The 20,641-nt window shown below is 71.4% G+C and carries 16 protein-coding genes; 2 read left to right on the top strand and 14 right to left on the bottom strand.

What is annotated here, in order from left to right:
• Positions 1 to 261: 261 nt before the first annotated feature.
• From ACW9J6_RS13050 to ACW9J6_RS12985, 14 genes are all read right to left on the bottom strand, one after another.
• Complete coding sequence (locus ACW9J6_RS13050; protein WP_457116911.1) at positions 262 to 1,704, bottom strand: NADH-quinone oxidoreductase subunit N; 1,443 nt, start codon at positions 1,702 to 1,704, stop codon at positions 262 to 264.
• A gap of 5 nt (positions 1,705 to 1,709) precedes the next feature.
• On the bottom strand, positions 1,710 to 3,188 hold the full coding sequence (locus tag ACW9J6_RS13045; RefSeq protein ID WP_457116910.1) for a complex I subunit 4 family protein: 1,479 nt from the start codon (positions 3,186 to 3,188) through the stop codon (positions 1,710 to 1,712).
• 15 nt (positions 3,189 to 3,203) lie between these two features.
• Positions 3,204 to 5,054, bottom strand: a complete 1,851-nt coding sequence (locus ACW9J6_RS13040) for an NADH-quinone oxidoreductase subunit 5 family protein (RefSeq protein ID WP_457116909.1) — start codon at positions 5,052 to 5,054, stop codon at positions 3,204 to 3,206.
• On the bottom strand, positions 5,051 to 5,362 hold the full coding sequence (gene nuoK, locus ACW9J6_RS13035) for an NADH-quinone oxidoreductase subunit NuoK (protein WP_457116908.1): 312 nt from the start codon (positions 5,360 to 5,362) through the stop codon (positions 5,051 to 5,053). The genes ACW9J6_RS13040 and nuoK overlap by 4 nt, the downstream gene beginning before the upstream one ends.
• Entirely contained in the window at positions 5,362 to 6,336 is a 975-nt protein-coding gene (locus ACW9J6_RS13030; protein WP_457116907.1) for an NADH-quinone oxidoreductase subunit J family protein, read from the bottom strand. Before ACW9J6_RS13030 ends, nuoK begins: the two co-directional genes overlap by 1 nt.
• Positions 6,333 to 7,235, bottom strand: a complete 903-nt coding sequence (locus ACW9J6_RS13025) for an NADH-quinone oxidoreductase subunit H (RefSeq protein WP_457116906.1) — start codon at positions 7,233 to 7,235, stop codon at positions 6,333 to 6,335. The genes ACW9J6_RS13030 and ACW9J6_RS13025 overlap by 4 nt, the downstream gene beginning before the upstream one ends.
• A complete protein-coding gene (locus ACW9J6_RS13020) occupies positions 7,226 to 7,570 on the bottom strand; it encodes an NADH-quinone oxidoreductase subunit A (protein WP_457116905.1) in 345 nt (114 codons plus the stop codon). Before ACW9J6_RS13020 ends, ACW9J6_RS13025 begins: the two co-directional genes overlap by 10 nt.
• Positions 7,571 to 7,653: 83 nt before the next feature.
• Positions 7,654 to 8,967 (bottom strand): HlyD family type I secretion periplasmic adaptor subunit, encoded by a 1,314-nt coding sequence (locus ACW9J6_RS13015; RefSeq protein WP_457116904.1) that lies wholly within the window; start codon positions 8,965 to 8,967, stop codon positions 7,654 to 7,656.
• Complete coding sequence (locus ACW9J6_RS13010; RefSeq protein WP_457116903.1) at positions 8,964 to 10,814, bottom strand: type I secretion system permease/ATPase; 1,851 nt, start codon at positions 10,812 to 10,814, stop codon at positions 8,964 to 8,966. Before ACW9J6_RS13010 ends, ACW9J6_RS13015 begins: the two co-directional genes overlap by 4 nt.
• A gap of 130 nt (positions 10,815 to 10,944) precedes the next feature.
• A complete protein-coding gene (locus ACW9J6_RS13005; protein WP_457116902.1) occupies positions 10,945 to 12,423 on the bottom strand; it encodes a calcium-binding protein in 1,479 nt (492 codons plus the stop codon).
• Positions 12,424 to 13,013: 590 nt separating this feature from the next.
• On the bottom strand, positions 13,014 to 14,966 hold the full coding sequence (locus ACW9J6_RS13000) for a diguanylate cyclase (RefSeq protein WP_457116901.1): 1,953 nt from the start codon (positions 14,964 to 14,966) through the stop codon (positions 13,014 to 13,016).
• Positions 14,967 to 15,235: 269 nt separating this feature from the next.
• The gene (locus ACW9J6_RS12995; RefSeq protein ID WP_457116900.1) at positions 15,236 to 16,528 is read right to left on the bottom strand and encodes a type II restriction endonuclease; all 1,293 of its coding nucleotides are present in this window, start codon (positions 16,526 to 16,528) and stop codon (positions 15,236 to 15,238) included.
• A gap of 360 nt (positions 16,529 to 16,888) precedes the next feature.
• Entirely contained in the window at positions 16,889 to 17,992 is a 1,104-nt protein-coding gene (locus ACW9J6_RS12990; RefSeq protein ID WP_457116899.1) for a hypothetical protein, read from the bottom strand.
• Between the two features lie 190 nt (positions 17,993 to 18,182).
• Entirely contained in the window at positions 18,183 to 18,830 is a 648-nt protein-coding gene (locus ACW9J6_RS12985) for a hypothetical protein (RefSeq protein ID WP_457116898.1), read from the bottom strand.
• Positions 18,831 to 19,174: 344 nt separating this feature from the next.
• Here ACW9J6_RS12985 and ACW9J6_RS12980 point away from each other — a divergent pair, with 344 nt between their 5' ends.
• Together ACW9J6_RS12980 and ACW9J6_RS12975 are read left to right on the top strand one after the other, a co-directional pair.
• The gene (locus tag ACW9J6_RS12980) at positions 19,175 to 19,531 is read left to right on the top strand and encodes a hypothetical protein (protein WP_457116897.1); all 357 of its coding nucleotides are present in this window, start codon (positions 19,175 to 19,177) and stop codon (positions 19,529 to 19,531) included.
• Positions 19,532 to 19,584: 53 nt separating this feature from the next.
• The gene (locus tag ACW9J6_RS12975) at positions 19,585 to 20,541 is read left to right on the top strand and encodes a toll/interleukin-1 receptor domain-containing protein (RefSeq protein WP_457116896.1); all 957 of its coding nucleotides are present in this window, start codon (positions 19,585 to 19,587) and stop codon (positions 20,539 to 20,541) included.
• Positions 20,542 to 20,641: the final 100 nt, after the last annotated feature.

The raw sequence follows: 20,641 nt of genomic DNA, 5'->3' as shown, positions 1-20,641 counted from the left end.
GGACTGGAGGGTGGCCCCTCGACGCGCGTGGGTCGCCGCCCAGGGGTTGGCGGTATGCAACCAACGGCTTGACGCCACAAGGGGTGGGCGAGCGCTACCCACCGGGTTTGCGGGGAAGCCCCGGCCGCGAGCCGCGAGCCGCGCGGCGCCTCGCAAGCGCAAGTTGCAGGCCCGTGGCGGAGACCCGCTTCAGGCAGGTCGCGCCGGGCCGTTCGGTCGGCGCGACCTCACCCCGCTTGGTCGGGTGGCGGGCATCCCTGGCTAGCGCAGCAGTGTCGATCCGAGCCGTGCCAACCCCTGGCCCAGGCCGGGTGCGACGCCGAGCGCCAGCGTGCCCGCCGAGCACAGCCCGAGTGCCCACGCATAGGCCGCGCCGGGGGCGACCGCCTCCGGTCGCTCCGGCTCGCGGAAGTACATCTCGGCGATGACCGCGGCGTAGTAGAAGAGGGCCACCGCCATGTTCGCGGCGGCGAACGCGGCGAGCCAGGCGACCCCCCCGTCGATGGCTGCGATGAGCAGGAACACCTTGCCGGCGAAGCCCGCGAGCGGCGGCACGCCCGCCAACGACAGAAGCGCGAGCGCCAGCGCCGCCGCGGGCCACGGCGCGCGCCGGCCTAGGCCGCGCACCGCTTCCACGGCATCGGTCCCGAGCATTCGCTCGACCTGCGCGGCCACGGTGAAGGCCGCGAGGTTCATCAGGAGATAGGCCGCGAGATAGAAGGCGACCGCCGGCAGGGCGCCGTGAGCCCGGTCCGCCACCGCGACCGCCATCAGCACGTAGCCGGCCTGCGCGATGCTGGAGTAGGCCAGCAGGCGCTTCAGGCTGCGCTGACGCAGCGCCACGAGGTTGCCGAAGGTCATCGTCGCCGCGGAGGCGAGCGCGAGGACGGCCGGCCAGCCGGCGAGCCCCCCCGGCATCGCCTCCAGCAGGAAGCGCATGAGGCCGGCGAAGGCCGCGACCTTCGGCACCACCGACACGAAGCCCGAGGCGGGGGCTGTCGCGCCCTGGAAGACGTCGGGCGCCCAGACGTGGAACGGCACCAGCGTCACCTCGAAGCCGTAGCCGACGACGACGAGCCCGAAGGCCAGGGCGACCCACGCCCGGTCCGCGCCCGCGAGCCCCGCGCCGATGGCCCGCAGGTTCAGGCTGCCGGTGAGGCCGAACAGGAAGGTGAGCCCATAGGCCATCACCGCCAGCGCGGCTGCGCCGTACAGGAAGTATTTCAACGTCGCTTCCTGCGCCGGGCCGTCGCCGCGCACGAGAAGGACGAGCAGGTAGGACGGGAAGCTCACCATCTGCAGGAACAGCACGATGAGGCCGAGGTCCGTGGCGGCCGTGAGCCCCATGCCGCCGACGGTCGCCATGAGAAGCGCGACCGGGTACTGCGGCTCCTGTTCGGCCCCTCGGAAGTGGGAGCCGAGCGCCAGCAGGCTGACCAGGGCGCCCGCCTGGACGAGCAACTGGTAGAAGGCCCTGAACGGGTCGACGGCGTAGGTGCCGCAGAAGGCGTCCCGCGGCGACGCCACGAGCATCGGGGCGGTCAGGCCCATCGCGACGAGGAGGGCGAGGAGCGCGACCGCGGCGGGCGCGCGGCGCCACCCGCCGCGCGCCCAGCCCGCCAACGGCACCAGCGCCAGCGCGGTCCCGGCCAGCGCCAGCTCGGGCGCGACCGCCCCCAGGTCCATGCAGCCCATCGCGTCCATGCCGGTCACCGAAGATGCGCGAGGGCGACGGTCGCGCCGTCGAAGAGGGCGACCAGGGTGGCCGGCAGGACACCGACGACGACCGACAGCGCCGCGAGCCCGCCCGCCGACCATGCCTCGCTCGCCGTCAGCGGCGCCAGCGGCGGCGCGTCGGCGGGCGCACTGCCCATCAGGAGGCCCGTGACCAGCCTCAGATAGACCGCCGTTGTCACGATGAGGGCCAGGACCGCGATGCCGGCGACCCAGGCGGAGAGCTGGAGCGCGGCGCCGATGGCCTGGAACTCGGCGATGAAGCCGGACAGCCCGGGGAGGCCGAGCGACCCGAATGCCAGCAGGCCGAGCAGGCCGCTGAAGGCCGGCATCGCGCCGATCAGTCCTCCGAAGCGGTCGATCTCCCTCGTGCCGGCGCGGTGCTGGAGCATGCCCACCATCAGGAACATGCCGCCGGTGAGGAGGCCGTGGCTGACCATCTGCGCGGCGGCTCCGTTGAAGGCCAGCTGCCGGGCGCCCTCCCCCCCGGCCATCGCCATGACCGCGACGCCGAGCGTGACGAAGCCCATGTGGTTGACCGAGGTGTACGCGACGAGCCGCTTCATGTCCGTCTGCGCCAGCGCCGCAAGGGCGCCGTAGAGGAGCGAGGCCAACGCGAGCGCGACGAGGAGCCAGCCGAACCGGGAGGCGGTTTCCGGGAGGACCGGCAGCAGGACGGCGAGCATGCCGTAGCCGCCCATCTTGAGCTGCAGGCCCGCGAGGACGACGCTGCCCTCCGTCGGCGCCTCCACGTGCGCGTCGGGCAGCCAGTTGTGCAGCGGCACGACCGGGAGCTTGACGCCGAAGCCTAAGAGCAGCGCCAGGAAGGCGAGGCTCCCGGCGAGCGAGGGGCCGTCCAGCGGCCTCGCCCGCGCGATGGCCGGCAGCGAGAAGGTGTGCGGCTCCATCGCCAGGTAGAGGGCGAGGAAGCCGAGCAACATCGCCAGGCTGCCGGCGCGCGTGTAGAGGAAGAACTTGAGCGCCGCGTAGCGCCTCCGCTCCCCGCCCCAGATGCCGACGATGAAGTACATCGGCACCAGCCCGACCTCGAAGAACAGGTAGAACAGCAGCAGGTCCTGGGCCGCGAACAGGCCGATGAGCCCGGTCGCGAGAAGCAGGAACAGGAAGGCGTGGGCGTGCGCCCGGTCGTGCCCGGGCAGCGCGTAGACCATCACCGCCGTGAGCAGGACCGCGGTGAGCAGGATCAACGACAGGGAGAGGCCGCCGACGGCGACGTCGTAGGCCGCCCCGACCGACGGGATCCAAGGCAAGGTCGTCCGCCATTGCAGGCCGCCGGCGCCTGGCTCGAACCCGGCCCAGAGCGTCAGCGCCGCGGCGAGCGTCAGGACCGCGCCGCCGAGCGCCACGCGTCGCGCGAGACCCGGGCGGTCGCGCGGCAGCGCCAGCACGACGAGGCCCGTCATGAGCGGAAGGAAGATCGTGGCCGTGAGCATCGTGTCGACTCGGGTTCAGGGCCAGAGCAGGAGGGCGCCGGCCGCCAGGGCGGCCGTGGCCCAGGCGAACAGGCCGAGCGTGTAGAGGTACAGGCGGCCGGCCTGGAGCGTGCGGAGCCGCTCGCCCCCGGCGGCCAGCCAGGCAGCGAGTCCGTCCCCCAGGCGCGCGAAGCCGCGCGCCTCGGCGCGGCCGGCCTCCTCGCCGGCGCTCCACGTCCATCCGGCGATGCCCCGGGCCGCCGCGTCGAGCGCGTCCTCCACGGGCCCGAGGCGCCGCGCGAGCCACGTCGTCCAGCGCGCCGGGGCCGCCGTGGCCGCCGACAGCCCGGCGGCGAGCCGACCAGGCCACGGGCCGAGCGCGGGCGATCCGTCCCTTCCCCTGACGGTCCCTATCCCGAGGCCCAGGAGGCCGGCCGCGATGCCGAGGTTCCTCCAGGCGACCTCCGCCCCGGGGCCTGTCCCGAATGGCAGGTAAGCGTCGAGGCGGCCGGCCAGCAGCCAGCCTAGCCCCGCCGCGGCGAGCGCCAGCGCGAGCGTAGCCGCACGCATCGTCCAGGCGGGCTCGCCGGGCTCCGTCGGGCCGCGGCGCGGACCGAGGAAGGCCGCGGCCCCCGCGCGGCCGATGTAGGTCCCGCCGAGAAGCACGAGCACCACGACGAGCGCCCCCGCCCCGGGACCGTGTCGCGACGCGACGGCGAGGATCGCATCCTCGCTCCAGAAGCCGGAGAGCGGCGGAACGCCGGCGAGCGCGAGGGCCGCGACGAGGAACGCGGCGCCCGCGAGTGGCAAGGTGCGGAGGAGGCCGCCGAGGCGGTCGAGCGCGCGCGTGCCCGCCCGCTCCTGCACGATGCCCGCCGCGAGGAACAGGGTGGACTTGAAGGCCGCGTGCGCCGCGAGGTGGAAGGCCGCGGCGCGGGCGCCGCCGAGGCCGAGCGCGACCATCATCTCGCCGAGTTGCGAGCAGGTCGACCACGCGAGCACCCGCTTCAGGTCCGCCTCGGCGGTCGCGACGAGCGCCGCGAAGGCCGCCGTGGCCGCACCGACCCAGAACAGGGCGGCCATCGCGAGCGGGGCCGCCGCGAAAACCGCGTCGAGGCGCAGGACGAGGAACACGCCCGCGGCGACCATCGTGGCCGAGTGCAGGAGGGCCGAGACCGGCGTGGGCCCGACCATGGCGTCGGGGAGCCATGCGGAGAGCGGCAACTGGGCGCTCTTGCCGGCCGCGCCGGCGAGCATGAGGAGCGCCATCGCGGTCACCGCGCCGGGCGCGACCCGTCCGGCCTCGACGGCCCCGGCGATGGCGTCGATGTCGGTGGTTCCGACGGTTGTGAGCGCCAGCAGCCATCCGAGCAGGAGGCCGACGTCGCCGGTCCTCGTCATCAGGAACGCCTTGGCGGCGGCTGCCGACGCCTCGGGCGCGGCGTACTCGAAGCCGATCAGCAGGAAGGACGCCAGCCCGACCATCTCCCAGGCCGCGAACAGGAGAACGAGGGAGTTCGCCAGGACGAGGGCCAGCATGGCGCCCACGAAGATCCCGAGCTCGGCGAAGAAGCGGGGCTGGTCGCGACGACCGGCCATGTAGCCGATGGCGTAGGCGACGACGCACAGGGCGACCCCGGCAACGACCGCCGCGACGAACCGGTTGAGCGGATCGGCCGCGAGCCCGACCGTCAAGCGGTGGCCACCGCTCTCGAACCAGGTCGCGGACATGGTCGCCCCGGTCGGGACCAGCGCGAGCGCGACGAGGGAGCCGGCCACCCCGGCGGCCACGAGTCCGCCGCCTCCCCAAGGCAGGCGCCGGCCGGCGGCGAGGGCCGTGCCGGCCGCCAGGAGCGGCAGGAGGGGGATGACGAGGAGCGCGGTCATCCGTTCAGGTCGGTGTAGGCGTCGACCTCGACGGTCCGGCGCTGACGGTAGAGGAGCAGCACGAGGGCCAGCCCGATGGCCATCTCGACGGCTCCCACCGTGACGACCAGGATGGCCAGGATCTGTGCGGAGTAGTCGCCCGGCGCGGTGAAGCGCCAGAACGCGATGGCGTTCAGGCCGATGGCGTTGAGGAGCACCTCGACGCCCATCAGGACCATGACCGCCGAGCGCTGGGCGACGACGGTGTAGACGCCGATGGCGAACAGGACCGCGGCGACGACGAGATAGGCGGTGAGCGGTACCGTCATCAGACGTGGCCCTCGTGAGCGTGGTCGCGCCCACGGTGATCCGGCTCGACCGCCTCGTCTCCCGGTCCCGCGAGCGGTGCCAAGCGGTCGTCCCGTATCGCCTCGGGCTTCGCGTCGAGCGCGACCCTTGCCTCGCGCGAGGCGTCGTCCGGGTATGTCGAGGGCCGGGCAAGCAGCACGGCGCCGAAGATGCCGATCAGGATCAGGAATCCCGCGCCCTCGAACGCGACCATGTACTTGTCCATGAGAAGGTGGCCGATCCGCTGGGCCGAGTCCGGGTCCGGGACCGCGTCGGTCACGGGCCAGGCCGGCCGCAGGACCAGCATGCCAACGAGGACCGTCCCGGCGGCGACGGCGAGCCATGCCGCGAGCGGGCGCACGGGCGTCACCATGGACATGTCCATGCCGCCGTGCCCGTGCTGCCCGTGCCCGTGCCCGTGCCCGTGCCCGTGCCCGTGTCCGGCGTGCGCGTGTCCCTGATCCGCATGCCCCGCATGCCCGTCGGAGGCGCCGTGCGGCATGGCCGCGCCCGAGTGGTCCTGTGCGTGGCCGCGGTGGCCCTCCCCGTGCGCCATGGCGTGGCCGCCGTGACTGTTCCCGCCGTCATGGCGGCCCTCGCGGTGCCCATGGCCGCCCTGTCCCGCGCCCGCGGCCTTGCGCAGCGTCAGGCCCTTGCTGAACCAGCGCTCCAGCGGGGAGAGGTCCATGCCGGCCATCATCGCCCCGCCGGGATCGTGCATGACCAGCACCATGAAGAGGATCATGACGAGGAATCCCCCGATGTACATCATGACCTGGAGCAGCCCGATCAGGTCGGCCGACAGCAGGATGAACAGGCCGGCGACGCCGATGAACGATGCCATCAGGAAGATGCCGGAGCGGAACATGCTCATGGTCGTCGCCATGCCGAGCGCGCCTGCGACGGCGACGAAGGAGCAGGCCCCGAAGGCAATGATCTCGAAAGAGGCCATCATGCGCCGGGTCCCACTCCGAGGAGGATCAGGCCGCCGACGAGGAGCACGTTGACGAGGCCGAGCGGGATGAGGACCTTCCAGGAGAGCGCCAGCGTCTCCGCCGTCGAGAGCGGGCGGACGAGGCGCCCGAGCCCGAGCATCAGCGCCATCAGGCCGTAGGTCTTGGTCAGCATCCAGGCCCATCCCGGGAGCCAGGGGCCCGACGGGCCTCCGAGGTAGAGCACCGCCCCGACCGCGGCCACGACCAGGAGCACGCCGGCGAGCGCGACCCGCCACGCGAACGCGGACCAGCCGCCCGCGACGCCGAGCACGCCGCCACCGAGCGAGGCCGCGAACGGCTCCAGGAACGGGGCGCGGTACGACTGCATCAGCCCGGTGACGACGTAGAGCAGGAAGCCCAGGGGCTGCAGGACGACGAACCATAGGCCACGCTGTGCGTCGACCACCGCCACGGTCGACAGCGAACGGGCCATCATGACCACGCCGACGTAGGCGAGCCCGAGCGGCACGACGTACGCGACGAGCTGGGCGACGATGCGGTAACAGGCCTCGACCCCCTCGGGGGTGTTCGCGCCCCAGCCGGCGAGGGCCAGGCCGAGCACCACGAAATCGACGACCACGATGACGTAGAAGAGACCGATGCCGAGATCGCGCCCGACCAGCCCGGGGCCGAGTGGCAGCACCACCATCGCGAGCGCGACGCCGGCGAGCGCCACGACCGGGCCGGCCGGCAGCAGCCACCGGTCGGCGTTGGGCAATTCGAGGGCGTGCCGCAGGTCGGCCCCCTCCGCCGGGCCGGACTCCCGGCCGGCGCGAACGAAAGCGCGCTCGACCACGAGGGTCAGGGCGGCCCCCCCGAGCAGGGCGGCGAGGACCGCCAGGGCCGCCGCTACTCCCATCGCAACCCACCCATGCCCCAGGCGTAGGCGATGCCCGCCGACAGGAGCACGATGAAGACCAGCATGTCGAGGAAGGCGCTCACGCCGATGTCGGCGAAGACGACCGCCCACGGATACATGAAGATCATCTCCATGTCGAAGGCGAGGAAGATGAGCGCGTAGACCGCGTAGCCGAAGCGGAACTGCGCCCAGGCCGGGCGCGCGCGGACGGTCCGAGCCGGCGCGCGCGCGAAGGCGGCCACCGCCAGCAACGCGAGGCCCACGGCCATGACCAGCACCAGGGCCACGAAGCCGAAGTCACCGAGGACCGGGCTTTGCGCCGGCATCCGCTCCATTCGCCTCTCCTTCCGGCGGCTCCCGCCCAGGGTTCTCCCTCACATCCGGGAGCCACGGCGACGTGGCGCCCGGGGCGTCGGCGTCAATCCTCCTTGAACGCCCTTCTGACCTGGTCGTTGAGCGGCTTCGTCAGGTAGGACAGCACGGTCCGCTCGCCGGTCCGGATGAACACCTCGGCCGGCATCCCCGGCACGAGCCTCACTCCCCTGAGCCGCGCGAGCGCCTCGGGCCTGGGCGCGACGTGGACCTTGAAGTAGCTCGTGCCCGATTTCTCGTCCGTGATCTGGTCGGCGGCGACGAGGCTGACGGTGCCCTCGACCTCCGGGGTGGTCCTCTGGTTGAACGCCGTCAGCCTGAGCAGCGCCGCCTGCCCGCGCTGCACTTGGTCGATGTCCCTCGGGGTCACCTTGGCCTCGATGACGAGGGTATCGGCCCGCGGCACGACCAGCATGATCGGCTCCCCCGGGGTGACCACCCCGCCGACGGTGTGGACGGCGAGTTGGTGGACCACCCCGTCCTGGGGGGCCCGGATGTCGGTGCGCTTAAGCTGGTCCTCGGCGGCCACGCGCTTCTCGACGAGTTCGGCGATCTTCCCCTGCACCTCGCCCAGCTCCTTCGCGACCTCGCTGCGCAGGTCCTGGTCCACCTGGATCACCTGGAGCTCGGTCTCCGAGATCTTTCCCTTCGCCTGCGCGATGGATGCGGCGAGCTGCCCGTGTTCGCCCTGCAGGCGGGCGGCGTCGCGTTCGAGGGCGGTCACGCGCTGGATCGGGACGAGGTTCTTGCGCCAGAGCTCGCGCACGCCTTCGAGCTCGCGGTTGATCAGGTCGATCTCGCGCCTCTTGCCGGCGACCTGCCCCGTCAGGCCCTGGATCTCCTCGCGAAGCTGCCCCGTCCTTTCCTTCAACTGCGCCTTCTGTCCTGCACGGACCTCCCGGCGGAGTTCGAACAGCCGCGCCTCGCCGGCCACGACCTTGCCGGCCTCGGGCTCGGTGCGGCCCCGCTCCCGCAGGGCGGCCGGGAACCCGACCTGAGCGGCCCCGTCGCGCTCGGCCTCCAGGCGCCCCTGCCGCGCGGTCAACTCGATAAGGCTCTTGTCGATGGCGGAGAGGTTCGCCCTGGTGACCGTCTCGTCCAGGCGCAGGACCACCTGCCCGGCCCGTACCACGTCCCCGTCCCGTACGCGCAGCTCGCCCACGACGCCGCCGGTGGGGTGCTTCACCTTCTTGACGAAGGAGTCGACCACCAGCGTGCCCGGAGCGACGACGGCGCCGGCGAGCTCGGTGGTCGCCGCCCAGCCCCCGAGGCCGCCGGTCAGGAGCGCCGCGGCCGAGAGGCTCAGGAGGACGTGACGCCGGACGGAGCGGCGGATGTCCCAGGTGGGTGACGCTCTCACGCCGTGGCCTCCTCTCCCTGGGTGGCGTCCGCGTCGGCCACCACCCTCAGCGGCACCGGCCGCTCCCCGACCGAGGCGAGTTCGCCGGCTCCCACCCGGGGCAGCCTGGGCTGCCGCGACGGCGCGCGGGCGGGCGGCCGCTTGAGCGCGGACAGGACTTGGTCCTTCGGCCCGAAGGCGCGGGCGCGTCCTTCCGCCATGAGGAGCACGTGATCCACGCCCGTGAGGCCGCTGGGTCGATGCGCGACGACGACCACGATGCCCCTGCGGGAGCGGACGCCCCTGATCGCGCGGGTCAGCGCGTCCTCGCCCTCGGCATCGAGGTTGGAGTTGGGCTCGTCGAGCACGACCAGGAACGGGTCGCCGTAGACCGCCCGGGCGAGCGCGACGCGCTGGCGCTGCCCGCCCGAAAGGGCGGCTCCGCCCTCCCCGATGGGCGTGTCGTACCCCTCCGGCAAGGAACACACGAGGTCGTGGGCACCGGCTTGGCGCGCGGCCGCGATGATGTCCTCCGAGGATGCGCCCGGGTCGAACCGCGCGATGTTCTGGGCGACGGTGCCGGCGAAGAGCTCGACGTCCTGCGGCAGGTAGCCGACGTGCCGGCCGAGTGCCTCCGGCGTCCACTGTTCGAGGGTGGCGCCGTCGAGGCGGATGCAGCCGTGCAGGGGGCGCCAAACCCCGACCAGCGCGCGGACGAGCGAGGACTTGCCCGAACCGCTCGCGCCGATGATGCCGAGGCCATCCCCTGCCCGCAGGGCGAACGTGACGTCGCGGACGAGGGGACGGTCCGCCCCGGGGGCCGCCGCGGTCAGGGCCTCCACGCGGACGCCCTCGCGCGGCGGCGGCAGGGCGACGCCCACGGCTCGACGCGGGAAAAGGGAGAGGAATGCCTTCAGGCGCCTCCAGCCCTGGCGCACGGCCACGAGCCCCTTCCAGTGGGCGACGGCCAGTTCCACCGGTGCGAGCGCCCGGCCGACGAGGACGGAACTGGCGACCATGATGCCGCCCGTCGCTTCGCCTTCGATCACGAGGTAGGCGCCGATGCCGAGCACCAGCGACTGCAGCGTGAGCCGCGCGACCTTGGTCACCGCGCCGAGGCCGCCCGAGACGTCGGAAGCGCGGCGCTGGGCGACAAGGTGGCGCTCGCTCGCCTCGTCCCAGGCGTCGCCCGTGCGCGCCGCCATACCCATCGCGCGCAACACCTCGGCGTTGCGGCGCCCGGCCTCCGCCAGGGCGTTGCGCTGGCTCGCCGCGGCGGCTGCGGCCCTCGAAGGCCGCCGCGTCAGGAGGTCCGTCACCAGGGTGATTACCACCAGGAGGAGCGCGCCGCCGAGCACGGCCGCCCCGATCCAGGCGTGGAAGGCGAAGCAGAGCAGGAGGTAGAGGGGGATCCAGGGCAGGTCGAACAGGGCGGCGGGGCCCGGGCTCGACAGGAAGGCACGGACCTGGTCGAGCTCGCGGAGCGGCTGCAGGCCGTCGCCCTGCCGCGCGGTGGTCAGCGGCGCTTGCACGACGGCCTCGTAGGTGCGTCGTCCGAGGGACCGCTCCACTGTGGCGCCAACCCGGACGAGCAGCCGGCTGCGCAAGACGTCGAAGAGGCCCTGGAACGCGTAGAGGGCGAGCGCGATGGTCGCCAGGCCGAGCAGCGTGGGAACGCTGTGGCTCGGCAGGACGCGGTCGTACACCTCCAGCATGAACAGCGAGCCGGTCAGGTAGAGGAGGTTGACGAGCGCGCTCAGCAGGCCGACCGCCAGGAGCGCGGTACCGGTCCCGCGGAGCAGCCCCCCCTCCTCGTCCTTGCCCGCTTCGTGCCCGGGCAAGCTGAACGAACTCCCGACGTGGCTCATCTCGGCGGTCCTGACGAAGGAAGGGCCCTTGGGCAGCACGTTCCTGCGGCCTCAAGGACTTGTCGCGACGGGCGGCCGGTTCGGCCGCCCGTGGGGACGCCCGGGGAACGGCCGTGGACGCCTGCGTGGCTTAGTAGGTGTGGTTCGGATCGCCGGCCGCGGTGGTCTCGGGCCCCCGGAAGATGTACTCGGAACCCTCCGTGGTGATCGTCGGGTCTTTCGTGAATAGCGCCTGCGTCCCGTTGTCGGCCCTGAACATGAAGTCGTCCTGGGCCATCTGGCTCTTGGACAGACCTTCGAGGAATATCGAGCCGCTGCCCTCGGCCGTCTGCCAGCTGACCAGCAAGCCCGTGTGCCCGTCCGTGTGCGTCGGCGAGGTGCCCTGGGTGATCGTGACTTGATCAGGCGTGATCCCGCCCTCGAAGGCGATGTGGTCGAAGGCGCCAGGCCCCGCATCGAAGCCGGCGGTGACGACGTCGTTGCCGCTGTCGGGTCTCACGATGTAGGCGTCGGCGCCATCGCCGCCGTTGAGGATGTCGTCGCCCTTGCCGCCGTCGAGCATGTCATGTCCCGTGCCGGCGTATAGTTCATCCTCGCCGTCGCCGCCCATCAGGTTGTCGGCCTCGCTGCCGCCGTAGAGCTTGTCCCTCCCGGCTTCACCCATGAGGTGGTCCTGCCCGGCTCCTCCGACGAGCACGTCGTTGCCATCCCCGCCGCGCAGGTCGTCGTCTCCTTCCGCCTTGAACAGGTTGTCGTTCCCGCCCAGGCCGAAGTAGTAGTCGCACGCGTCCGTGCCCTGGAAAGTGTCGCCGTGCCCTGATCCTTCCCTCACGTTGAACTCGTCGAAGCGGAAGGCATCGTCCGAGCCGGTGTCGCTCCCTGCACTCGGGGGGGAGACATCGTCCGGTTCGATGATTTTGTTGCTAATCTCCGTGGAGACATGGGTCGCATTTGGATCGGTCGGCGCAATGACCTGTCGGTCGTCCGTGAACATGAAGTCGTCTTGCGCGAGGTCGGACTTATGGACACCCTGCAACAGGACCGAACCCTCGCCTTCCGCAACGTCCCAACTGATCCTCACGCCCGCGGATGTCTCATCGAACCGCAGGTCCTCGGGGGCGATGCCTCGCACCGCGAGGTGGTCCAGCATGCCGGGTCCGGCGGAGAGGTCGGTGATGACGTCGTCGCCGCTGTCGGGCGATATCACGAAGGCGTCGCCGCCGGGGCCGCCCGTCAGGACGTCGTTGCCGGGGCCGCCCTCAAGGTCACCGTGGCCCATGCCCTCGTTGAGGTAGTCGCCGCCCTGCGCGCCCCGGAGGCCGTCATCGCCGCCGCCGCCGACCAGTACGTCGTTGCCCTTGCCTCCGTCGAGGTGGTCCATGCCGCTGCCGCCCAGGAGGATGTCGCTGCCCTTGCCGCCCTGCAGGTCGTCATCCTGGCCTCGGCCGGCGAGGTAATCGCTCCCGTCCCGCCCGAACGCGATGTCCATGCGGCCGGTGCCGGAATAGGCATCGGCACCGTGCCCGCCAATGTACAGGCGGTAATCGCCGAAATCGTCCTGTACGTCCAAGTCGTTCCCAGGGACTTGATGGTGCGGGCGATGCGTCATGAGGCGTGTCCTTCCGCCGATGAGCAAAGGATTGGGGAGCCGACCCGGCTGGGATGCGCGCCGGATTATACCCCCACAGGGTAGGTTGCCATCCAACCCCTGATCCGCGGCGTCGTTTCATCATGGCGCCGGCACGAGACGGTATGACGCAGCGCCGGTCTCCTGCTCCGAGCGCGGTCGTCCCGGCGGGCTCCGGTCGCACGCCGCTGCGGCGATGAGGACTGAGGATGGGGGTTCGCGAGCGAAATGCTGGGCAAGGAACCCCGATGGGGTATCCGGTTGCGGGTCGCGCGACCCGGTGCGCCCGAATGTGTCTCTAGTCCTTCGGGAGCCGGCCGCGCAGGAGCCAGGTCAGGAAGACATGGCCCGCCGGGGAACAGGCATCCTAGGCTTGCTCCCGGAGCGGGCCGATGAGCCGCCCGTGTTCCCGTTCGGTCCCGCCGTACGTGCCGCCTGCCACGGCTCCGAGCCCCGCTCGGTCCAGGAGCTTTTTTCGACTATGCCCCGATATGGGCACCTTGTGCTCGCGCGGCATCCACGCCGGTAGATCGATCAAGCATCGGGCTGGGCTACCCTGAATGAGCTCCGGTCTATGCCGCCCTCGTGAGTGGATCAGAGGCGAGCGGCGCCGACGAGACGCGGTTCCGCCCCCGACGCTTTGCGTCGTACAGGGCGGCGTCGGCGGCCTCCACCAGGGCTGACGGACTTGCGCGTGCCGGGTCGCTTGACGCCGGCGAGGCCGTCGCGACCCCGATGCTCACCGTCACCACGGGCGCCGCGGAGTTGCCGCGGTGCGGGCAGGCGAGCGCCTCGACCGCACGGCGGACGCCTTCCGCCGTGTCGATGGCCGCCCCCTGGCCCGTCGCCGGGAGCAGGATTGCCAATTCCTCGCCGCCGTAGCGCGCGGCGAGCCCGCCCGACCGCTGCGCCGCGGCGGACACGGCCTGAGCCACGCGCCGGAGGCACTCGTCACCGGCTTGGTGCCCGTAGCCGTCGTTGAAGGCCTTGAAGTGGTCGACGTCGATGAGGAGCACGGAAACGGGCGATTCCCCTTGCGCGCCCTCGTGCAGAACGGTTGGAATGGCCTCGTCGAGACGGCGGCGGTTGGCAAGGCCTGTCAGGCCGTCGGTGCTCGCCAACGCCGTGAGCCTCGCCTCGGACGCCTTGCGCTCGCCGATGTCACGGGAGACCGTGACCACGCCGTCCGGCTCCCCGGTGACGGGGTCGGGCGAGATCCGCACGGAGGACTCGATCCAGACCTCCCGTCCGTCGCGGTGCGTCGTGCGGTAGGCGAGCACCACCTCTGTCCTCTCCCCTCCCCGCAGCGAGGCGATGCCGCGCTCAAGCGCCGGCCTGTCATCGGGATGGACGTCGGCCAGCATGGGGCGCCCTTCCATTTCGTGAGGTGCCCAACCGAGGAGGCGTGCCGAAGCCGGCGAGACGTACCGGCACCTACCTTCGGCGTCGGTTCGGGTGACCATGTCGGAGGAGTGCTCGGCCAGCATGCGGAACTTCGCCTCGCTCGCGGCCAGCGCCGCCTCCGCGAGGTGCCCGAGCCGGGCCTGACGGGCGAGGCGCCAGCCGACGAGTCCGACCAGGGCCGCCAACGCCAGCGTCCCGCCGAGGCGCCATGCCGCCTGGGTGCGCCAATCGGCAAGCGCATCGGTGGCGGCCGACGCGGCCACGAGCACCAGCGGGAAGCGCACCCCCGCTCCGTAGCCGCTCACCCGGTCGACGCCGTCCACGGGAGAAACGTACCGCTTGGTCCCGCCCTGGCCGTCGGCGACCCCGTCCCGGAGGAGCGGGCCCTTCGAGAAGTCGCGGCCGAGAAGGCGCTCGTCGTGCGGATGGCGCGCCAGCATCGCTCCGTCGCGCCGCAGCAAGGCAATGGACCCCCGGGGTCCGATGTCGAACCGCGCGTAGAACTCATGGAAGGACGCGACGTCGAGGGTCGCGAGGACTACGCCCGCGAAGCTTCCGTCCGGGTGCTCGTAGCGGCGGGAGAGGGTCAGGATCCACTGCCCTCCGGACCGGCTGCGGACGGGTGTGCCGAGGAAGGCGACACGCTCCCGCGTCTCCCGATGGTGCCGGAAGTAGGCACGGTCGCTGTTGTTGGCGTTCGCCGGCATGCTGGCCAGCGAGCTTGCCAGCCACCGACCATCCTCGGCGTAGGCGTAGAGCCCTCGCAGGCGGGGCAGGTTGGCGACGCGCTGTTCCAGGAATCGGTTCAGCCGTTCGAGGTTGGCCGGGCCGGTTCCATCGGTCTCCAACCGCTCAACCATGCCGAGGAGGACGGCATCGGCGATCTCGAACGTGTCCTCGGCGTGCTGGATGAGGGAGCGGGCGAGGTTGGCGGCGTCGCTGCCGGCGTTGCGCAGTTCGGCGTCGTGGGTCGCCCACTCGCGCCACCCCTCGACCGCGATCAGCGCGGCGCAGACGAAGAGCACGAATGCGAGTGTGCGGATGGGCAGCGAGCCCGAGCGGCTCGCCGTGGATGAACGCCGGCGCGCCCCTGGTCTCGTGCACTCGTCGGGAAATCGCATCGAGCGCCCTCGGACAACGTCGGGGCGATCAGTGCACGGCCAAGTGAACGCGGCCTCACGTGTGCGGGTAAAACCTGTGTACAATTCCGGCACCACGACCGGCTCCGCCGCGGCCCGGCCAATCGGAACGCCGCGCCCGTCGCGGGCGGCACGGGACCGCCCCGCCGACCGAGCCCGTGTCGGCCACCGTAAGGCCTGTGCCGAGCGCCCGGGGCGAACCTGTCAGGGCGCCTCGGCCGACGCGGCCACGGCTGCGCGAGGCCCGGGGCTCACCGAGGTGCACCGACCGGCCGCGCGATGGCCAGCACCCCCTTGAGGCCCGTTCCGAAGCGCGCGATGGTTTCGCGATGCCCGCGCAACTCGCTGTAGGGCAGGTAGCGGAGGTCCAACTCGCTCACCCGCGAGAAGGCCGGCCTGGCGAACTGCGCCCGCACGTCCTCCTCCCTGTTGTCGGGCGCGACGAGGAAGAAATTGCGGGCCGTGCCGCCCTCGACGCCGAGCGCCAGGTCTAGCATCCGCACGATACCGGAGTAGATGCTCGTCGTGTGCTCGACCTCGAAGGCCGCCGCCACGTCGCGGCTGGCCTTGTCCAACCAGATCACGTCGATGAGACGGACGGTCTCGGCGGAGCCGTTCGCGGTCAGGCGCTCCGGAGGCCGGTCGAGGCAGCCGTCGGACAGCCTTCCGCCCGCGTAAGGGCGGCTGCCATCGTTCGAGGCGACCCAGACGTCGAAACCGAGCGCGAGCCCGAGGTCCCGCAGCCAGCCCTGGATCTCGGTGTGGGTGTGGTCGGCCTCGCTCGCGGCAAGTGCCGCCTTCGAGGCCGCGCCGGCCGCCTCCGCCCGCACGCGTTCGAGATCCTCCCGCCACCGCTCCAGCGCCGCGGTGGCATCACGCTCGGGAAGCGGGTAGCGCCCCGACCCGACGTCGAAGAGGAAGCCGGCCACGGCGCCGAGGTCGTTCGACAGAAGCGCCCGGTGGGCGGCGTTTAGGGCCAGGATGCCCTGGCGCATCGCAAGGTACTCGTCCCACCTGCCGAGCTTCACGTTGGCGCCCGTGAGCGCGTTGAAGCCCTTCACGATGGCGGTATTGAACGGGGGAGCCACGGTCGGGTGCAGAAAGTACAGCAGGTTCGCCGCAGCCGGGCCGAGCCCCTTGATGCGCGACTGGTCGAGCGTTCGGATGGCCGCCAGGACCTGCGCCTCGGCGTTGCAGCACAGGCAGGTGTCGAGGAAGCGCCCGAAGGCAAGCTGGTTCGTCCGGTCCTCGTAGATGTCGGGGATGCGCAGCTTGGGCTTCCAGAGAAAGGCGTGGTCGGCGCCCCTGAACACCTGGCGCTGCTCGGCGATGGAGGCGACGACGGTCTCCAGCGACGAGCCCCGGTAAGCGTTGCCGAAGGTGTCGGCCCGGATCTCGTCGATGACCGCCTGGATGCCGCGCCGGATCGAGCGGAAGTTCTTGATGCGCTCATCCCACAGGAACCAGGTCCGGTAGGAGGCGCCGGGGTCCTCGCGCCAGTGCCGGACGAGGTTGCCGATCCAGGCGTCGTTCACGTTCGTCATGTTCGGGGGCTTGGTGGTCGTGGCTCCCGAATATGCCCGGTCGGGGCATCAGGCACCACAAGGCCGGGGATTAGCTGAGCAAGGTTTCCCGTGATGGTGGGCGGGTGTCGCAACCGTGCAACGGATGCGTGAGCAGCCGACGGCGGGCGGACATGACGTGGGCCGAGCCATCGGCGCCGGACCGCAACTGTACTGACCCCCATTACCCGGTTCTGAGGGCCTGTTAAGTCCCTGGCCGGAAGGTCAGGGCCCACCCCAAAACCGCGTCGCGTCCCACCCCGTAATCCCGCGACGTCCAGGGCCCTGCACCCCATTAGCGCGCGACGCCGGAGATGCGCCCGCGGGCGGTGGTTCGCAACGTCAGCGGCCCGGGCCCGGGGTTTCCGCCTCCTCGGGGTCGCCCCAGGGGCGATTCCTGCAGCGGTCGGCGACCCGGATCGGCGGCGTGAGGATGGCCATCAGGTCGCGACGCGGCCGTGCATCCGTCTCCATGGCCTGCAAGGCGCGGCCGATGGCGGTGACGGCGAGGCCGCAATGGTGGGCACGGTCGGCGACAGGGGCCTCGCGGAGGCGATCCAGGCTGTCGCGCATGCGGCCCAACGCCGGCCCGACCGAAGGCTCCGCCTCGTAGGGTTTCCCGGCCGAGACGAGATCGAACATCTCCCGCGCATGCAGCAGGGTGTGGACCACGGCCTCGTCCGCGTTCACGGTCCCGACGACCTCCACGGAGGACGACGGGTCGGGCGGCTTCGCGAGACGCGGGTCACCGCCGCCGTAGCGCACCAGCCCCTCGGCCGCCTGCTTGGCCAGGTCGAGGTGCGTCAGCGGCACCAGGCCCAGTGACGGAGGCGCCCGCCCCCCGAAATCCGGCACGACGAGGGAGACCTCCCCGTCGTAGACGTCGAGATCCTGGCTCCACCCCAGGGACCACATCGGCAACTCGGCGCGCTTGTGGAGCACCCCGTCGATCTGGGCCATTTCCTCGGCTGCCACCGCCGTCGCGAGGCTTGCGGCCTCGCCCCGGTTGCCGCCCACGACCCGGTCCCACTTGAGGAGGAAATCCTCGGTCTCGCACGACCAGAATCCCAGCGCGTCGGGGCCGCTGACGAAGCGTTCGCCGAACCGCAGGCCGCAGGGATGGTCGATCCACCTGTAGCTCCGGCCGGACCGCGGCGGGTCGCAGGTGAAATCCTCAGCGTCAACCAACTGAGGCTTGCCCAGGTCATCGAGCACGGGCCGCCAGTGGTGGCCACGCCAGGCTCGCCACGCGATGCCATGAGGCTCCCGGTCGCGGGCCGTCCTGACGCCCCTCGCCAGCAGGATCACCGGTGCCTCGACATCCCTTACGACCGGCACCGTGGCGGACGCCCAGGCATAGAAGGCACGGGTAAGCTCCCTGCCGCCGCGCTTGCGGATCACGGCGTCGAACGGGAAGGGAACCTCGACGGCTTTCAGAACCTGCACGGAACCGGCTCCCGGGACACGGCAACCTGGCCCCAGCACCGCCCGGTCTCGCCGGGGCGATGATCGCAGGATGATGGACGGCCACAAGCGCGCGGAGCCGGAGCGCGGTCCGCCGAGCGGTCGGATCGCCAAGCCTCCGACGGCGGCCATCCGGCCCCGGTCCCGAAAGCCTCGCCCCGCGCCGGGGAAGTCACGGCCAGCTTTGCGGCACGGTGCACGTCTCCAGGCTCCGGACCGAGCGCTCCGCGTAGGCGATGCCCGAGCCGTCGTCGTCGAATCCGACGACAAGGGCCGCTTCCGCGATAGCCTGGCAGAACACGTCGGGCGAGATGCGGTCCGCGAGCACCAGGATGGGCCCGACCGCCCCCCCGTCGAACGCCACCAGCCGGCCGGTCCGGACAGCCTCGGCGATATCCCTCACGAGCTTGCGGTCCACGGGGCGGAAGGCGGCCAGCGCCGCGCTCCGGTCATCCCAGGCGGTCACGAGGGCGTCGTCCTCCTGGCACGCGCCGTAGAACGCGTCCCCGTCCGATTGGACGTGTTTGGGCTTGAGGGCATGGCGCTTGGTCCGCCAGATCCCCGCCTCCGCGCTGTTCAGGCCGAGAACGGTCGCGGCCCGCGGGTCGTCCGGCTCGCAGAGTGCCCAGTCCGGCCCCGTCGGCCGGGGGCGGCAGCACACGTCCGCGACGGTGATGGCTTCGTCTCCGATACCGAGCCAATCCAGGAGCCCGAGGCAGCCGTGCTCATGCTCGGCCTTGGCATCGCGACCCAGGGCAACGGCCCACGGGGTGCCGTCCAGCCCGAGCAGAACGACGCGGTCTTGGTTTGCAGCCTTCATCGGGCACCCCTCCCAGCTTACGGCGCCAATGGGTTGAGCTGCGTCAGGTGATCGCATGCGCCAAGCGGATTGCAAGGCCGCGACGACTACCGGCTAGCCTGCCTCGTGGAGGGCCGCCGGGACGGCCTCCGGCCGCGCTTTGCCCATCCACTTCGCCGGGGCGCCGGCGGTGCGGACCGAGGGCACCCCGGCTGGCCGGCTCGCACCCCATGAGCGCGCGAAGTCCGACGCCGTGCGCCCCATAAGCACGTCACCCCCGTAGCGGCCTTATCGCATGAACGGGTCATGTCCCATGGGTTCGCACCCCATATGACCGCCACGCCAACGGTTGGGATGACAGCCCGATGAACCCCGAGAAGTTCAAGTCCGACGTCCAGGCCGCCTACAAGGAGGCCATCGCCAAAACGAACTCCCAGACCCAGTACGACGACCACACCCACCGCATCTTCGAGGGCATCACGGTGTTCGGCAGGGATGCCGGCGTCGACCTCGTCCAGACGGTCATCGGCTCGATCCTGCAGGAGGCCATCCACGCGGCCGAGGCGAAGAAGCCATCCATGACGCTCAGGCTAGGCAGGGTCGGAAAGGCCGCGCTCGACGGCATCGTCGACACGCTGCGCGAGATGACCGGGGTGCCGGTGACGGAGGGCAACGGGGTCATCACCATCGCCTGGGCGAAGGACGAGCCCTCCCTGTACTGAGTGCCGCTGGCACCCTGGCCGCCGAAGACCCACATGGTGGCCAGGGAGGGCTCATGGCCACGGTATTCTTCTCATACTCGCACAAGGACGAGGAGCTTCGCGACCGGCTGGAGGTCGCCCTGACGACCATGAAGCGGCAGGGCCTGATCGACGCGTGGCACGACCGCCGGCTGCGGGGCGGCGACGACTTCGACAAGGGCGTGCGGGCCGAGCTCGAACGCGCCGACGTGATCCTGCTGCTCGTCTCGCCCGACTTCATCGCCTCGAACTACTGCCACGACGTCGAGATGACACGGGCGATGGAGCGGCACGAGAGCGGCGAGGCCCGGGTCATCCCGGTGATCCTGCGGCCCTGCGACTGGCACCCGATGCCGTTTGGCAAGCTCCTGGCCTTCCCCCGCGACGGCTTGGCGGTCACCCGCTGGCCCGACCTCGACGAGGCGTTCCTCGACATCGTCCAGCGCCTCCGCCAATCTCTGCCGCAGTCCTCTCCAAGGCCCGCCTCTTCCAAGGCATCTCCGGCCCCAGCTGCACCCCAGCAGGCCGCGGTCTCAGTTGCCGGCCCCCGGTCGAGCAACCTCCGACTGAAGAAGACCTTCACCGAGGTCGACCGCGATCGCTACCTCGACGATGCCTACGACTTCATGGCCAAGCTCTTCGAGAACTCGCTCGCCGAACTGCAGGAGCGCAACGAAGGCATCCAGACGACCTTCCGGCGCGTCGATGCCAACCGCTTCACCGCGGTGGTCTATCGGGACGGGAAGGCGGTTTCACGCTGCGCCGTGGTCCTCGGCGGCATGATGGGCCGCGGGATCACCTACTCGTCCAGCGACCGCGTCGAGAGCAACGGCTTCAACGAGAGCATCAGCGTCGAGGCGGATGACCAGGGCATGTTCCTGCGCTCGATGGGGATGCAGAGCTACGGGCGCGACGACAAGCGGAAGCTCACCCACGAGGGCGCCGCGGAACTCTATTGGGACATGCTGATCAAACCGCTTCAAGGCCGGTGACCGACAACGCCGTCCCATCGGAAGCACGCCCCGCCCGAAAGAGCCAGGTTTTAGGGTAGGGGTCTACGTGGTCGGGCTGACCGTAGTGCAGCCTCAGCCT

It is taken from the genome of Methylobacterium sp. JK268 (assembly GCF_054052225.1).
The sequence above is the reverse complement of the archived record's forward strand: the minus strand, read 5'-3'. Positions and strand labels throughout refer to the sequence as shown.

Bases quoted from the DNA above. Each gene is read 5' to 3' on its own strand.
- ACW9J6_RS13050 (WP_457116911.1), bottom strand. From the start codon at position 1,704: ATGGACGCGATGGGCTGCATGGACCTGGGGGCGGTCGCGCCCGAGCTG.
- ACW9J6_RS13045 (WP_457116910.1), bottom strand. From the start codon at position 3,188: ATGCTCACGGCCACGATCTTCCTTCCGCTCATGACGGGCCTCGTCGTG.
- ACW9J6_RS13040 (WP_457116909.1), bottom strand. From the start codon at position 5,054: ATGACCGCGCTCCTCGTCATCCCCCTCCTGCCGCTCCTGGCGGCCGGC.
- nuoK (WP_457116908.1), bottom strand. From the start codon at position 5,362: ATGACGGTACCGCTCACCGCCTATCTCGTCGTCGCCGCGGTCCTGTTC.
- ACW9J6_RS13030 (WP_457116907.1), bottom strand. From the start codon at position 6,336: ATGATGGCCTCTTTCGAGATCATTGCCTTCGGGGCCTGCTCCTTCGTC.
- ACW9J6_RS13025 (WP_457116906.1), bottom strand. From the start codon at position 7,235: ATGGGAGTAGCGGCGGCCCTGGCGGTCCTCGCCGCCCTGCTCGGGGGG.
- ACW9J6_RS13020 (WP_457116905.1), bottom strand. From the start codon at position 7,570: ATGGAGCGGATGCCGGCGCAAAGCCCGGTCCTCGGTGACTTCGGCTTC.
- ACW9J6_RS13010 (WP_457116903.1), bottom strand. From the start codon at position 10,814: ATGAGCCACGTCGGGAGTTCGTTCAGCTTGCCCGGGCACGAAGCGGGC.
- ACW9J6_RS13005 (WP_457116902.1), bottom strand. From the start codon at position 12,423: ATGACGCATCGCCCGCACCATCAAGTCCCTGGGAACGACTTGGACGTA.
- ACW9J6_RS13000 (WP_457116901.1), bottom strand. From the start codon at position 14,966: ATGCGATTTCCCGACGAGTGCACGAGACCAGGGGCGCGCCGGCGTTCA.
- ACW9J6_RS12995 (WP_457116900.1), bottom strand. From the start codon at position 16,528: ATGACGAACGTGAACGACGCCTGGATCGGCAACCTCGTCCGGCACTGG.
- ACW9J6_RS12985 (WP_457116898.1), bottom strand. From the start codon at position 18,830: ATGAAGGCTGCAAACCAAGACCGCGTCGTTCTGCTCGGGCTGGACGGC.
- ACW9J6_RS12980 (WP_457116897.1), top strand. From the start codon at position 19,175: ATGAACCCCGAGAAGTTCAAGTCCGACGTCCAGGCCGCCTACAAGGAG.
- ACW9J6_RS12975 (WP_457116896.1), top strand. From the start codon at position 19,585: ATGGCCACGGTATTCTTCTCATACTCGCACAAGGACGAGGAGCTTCGC.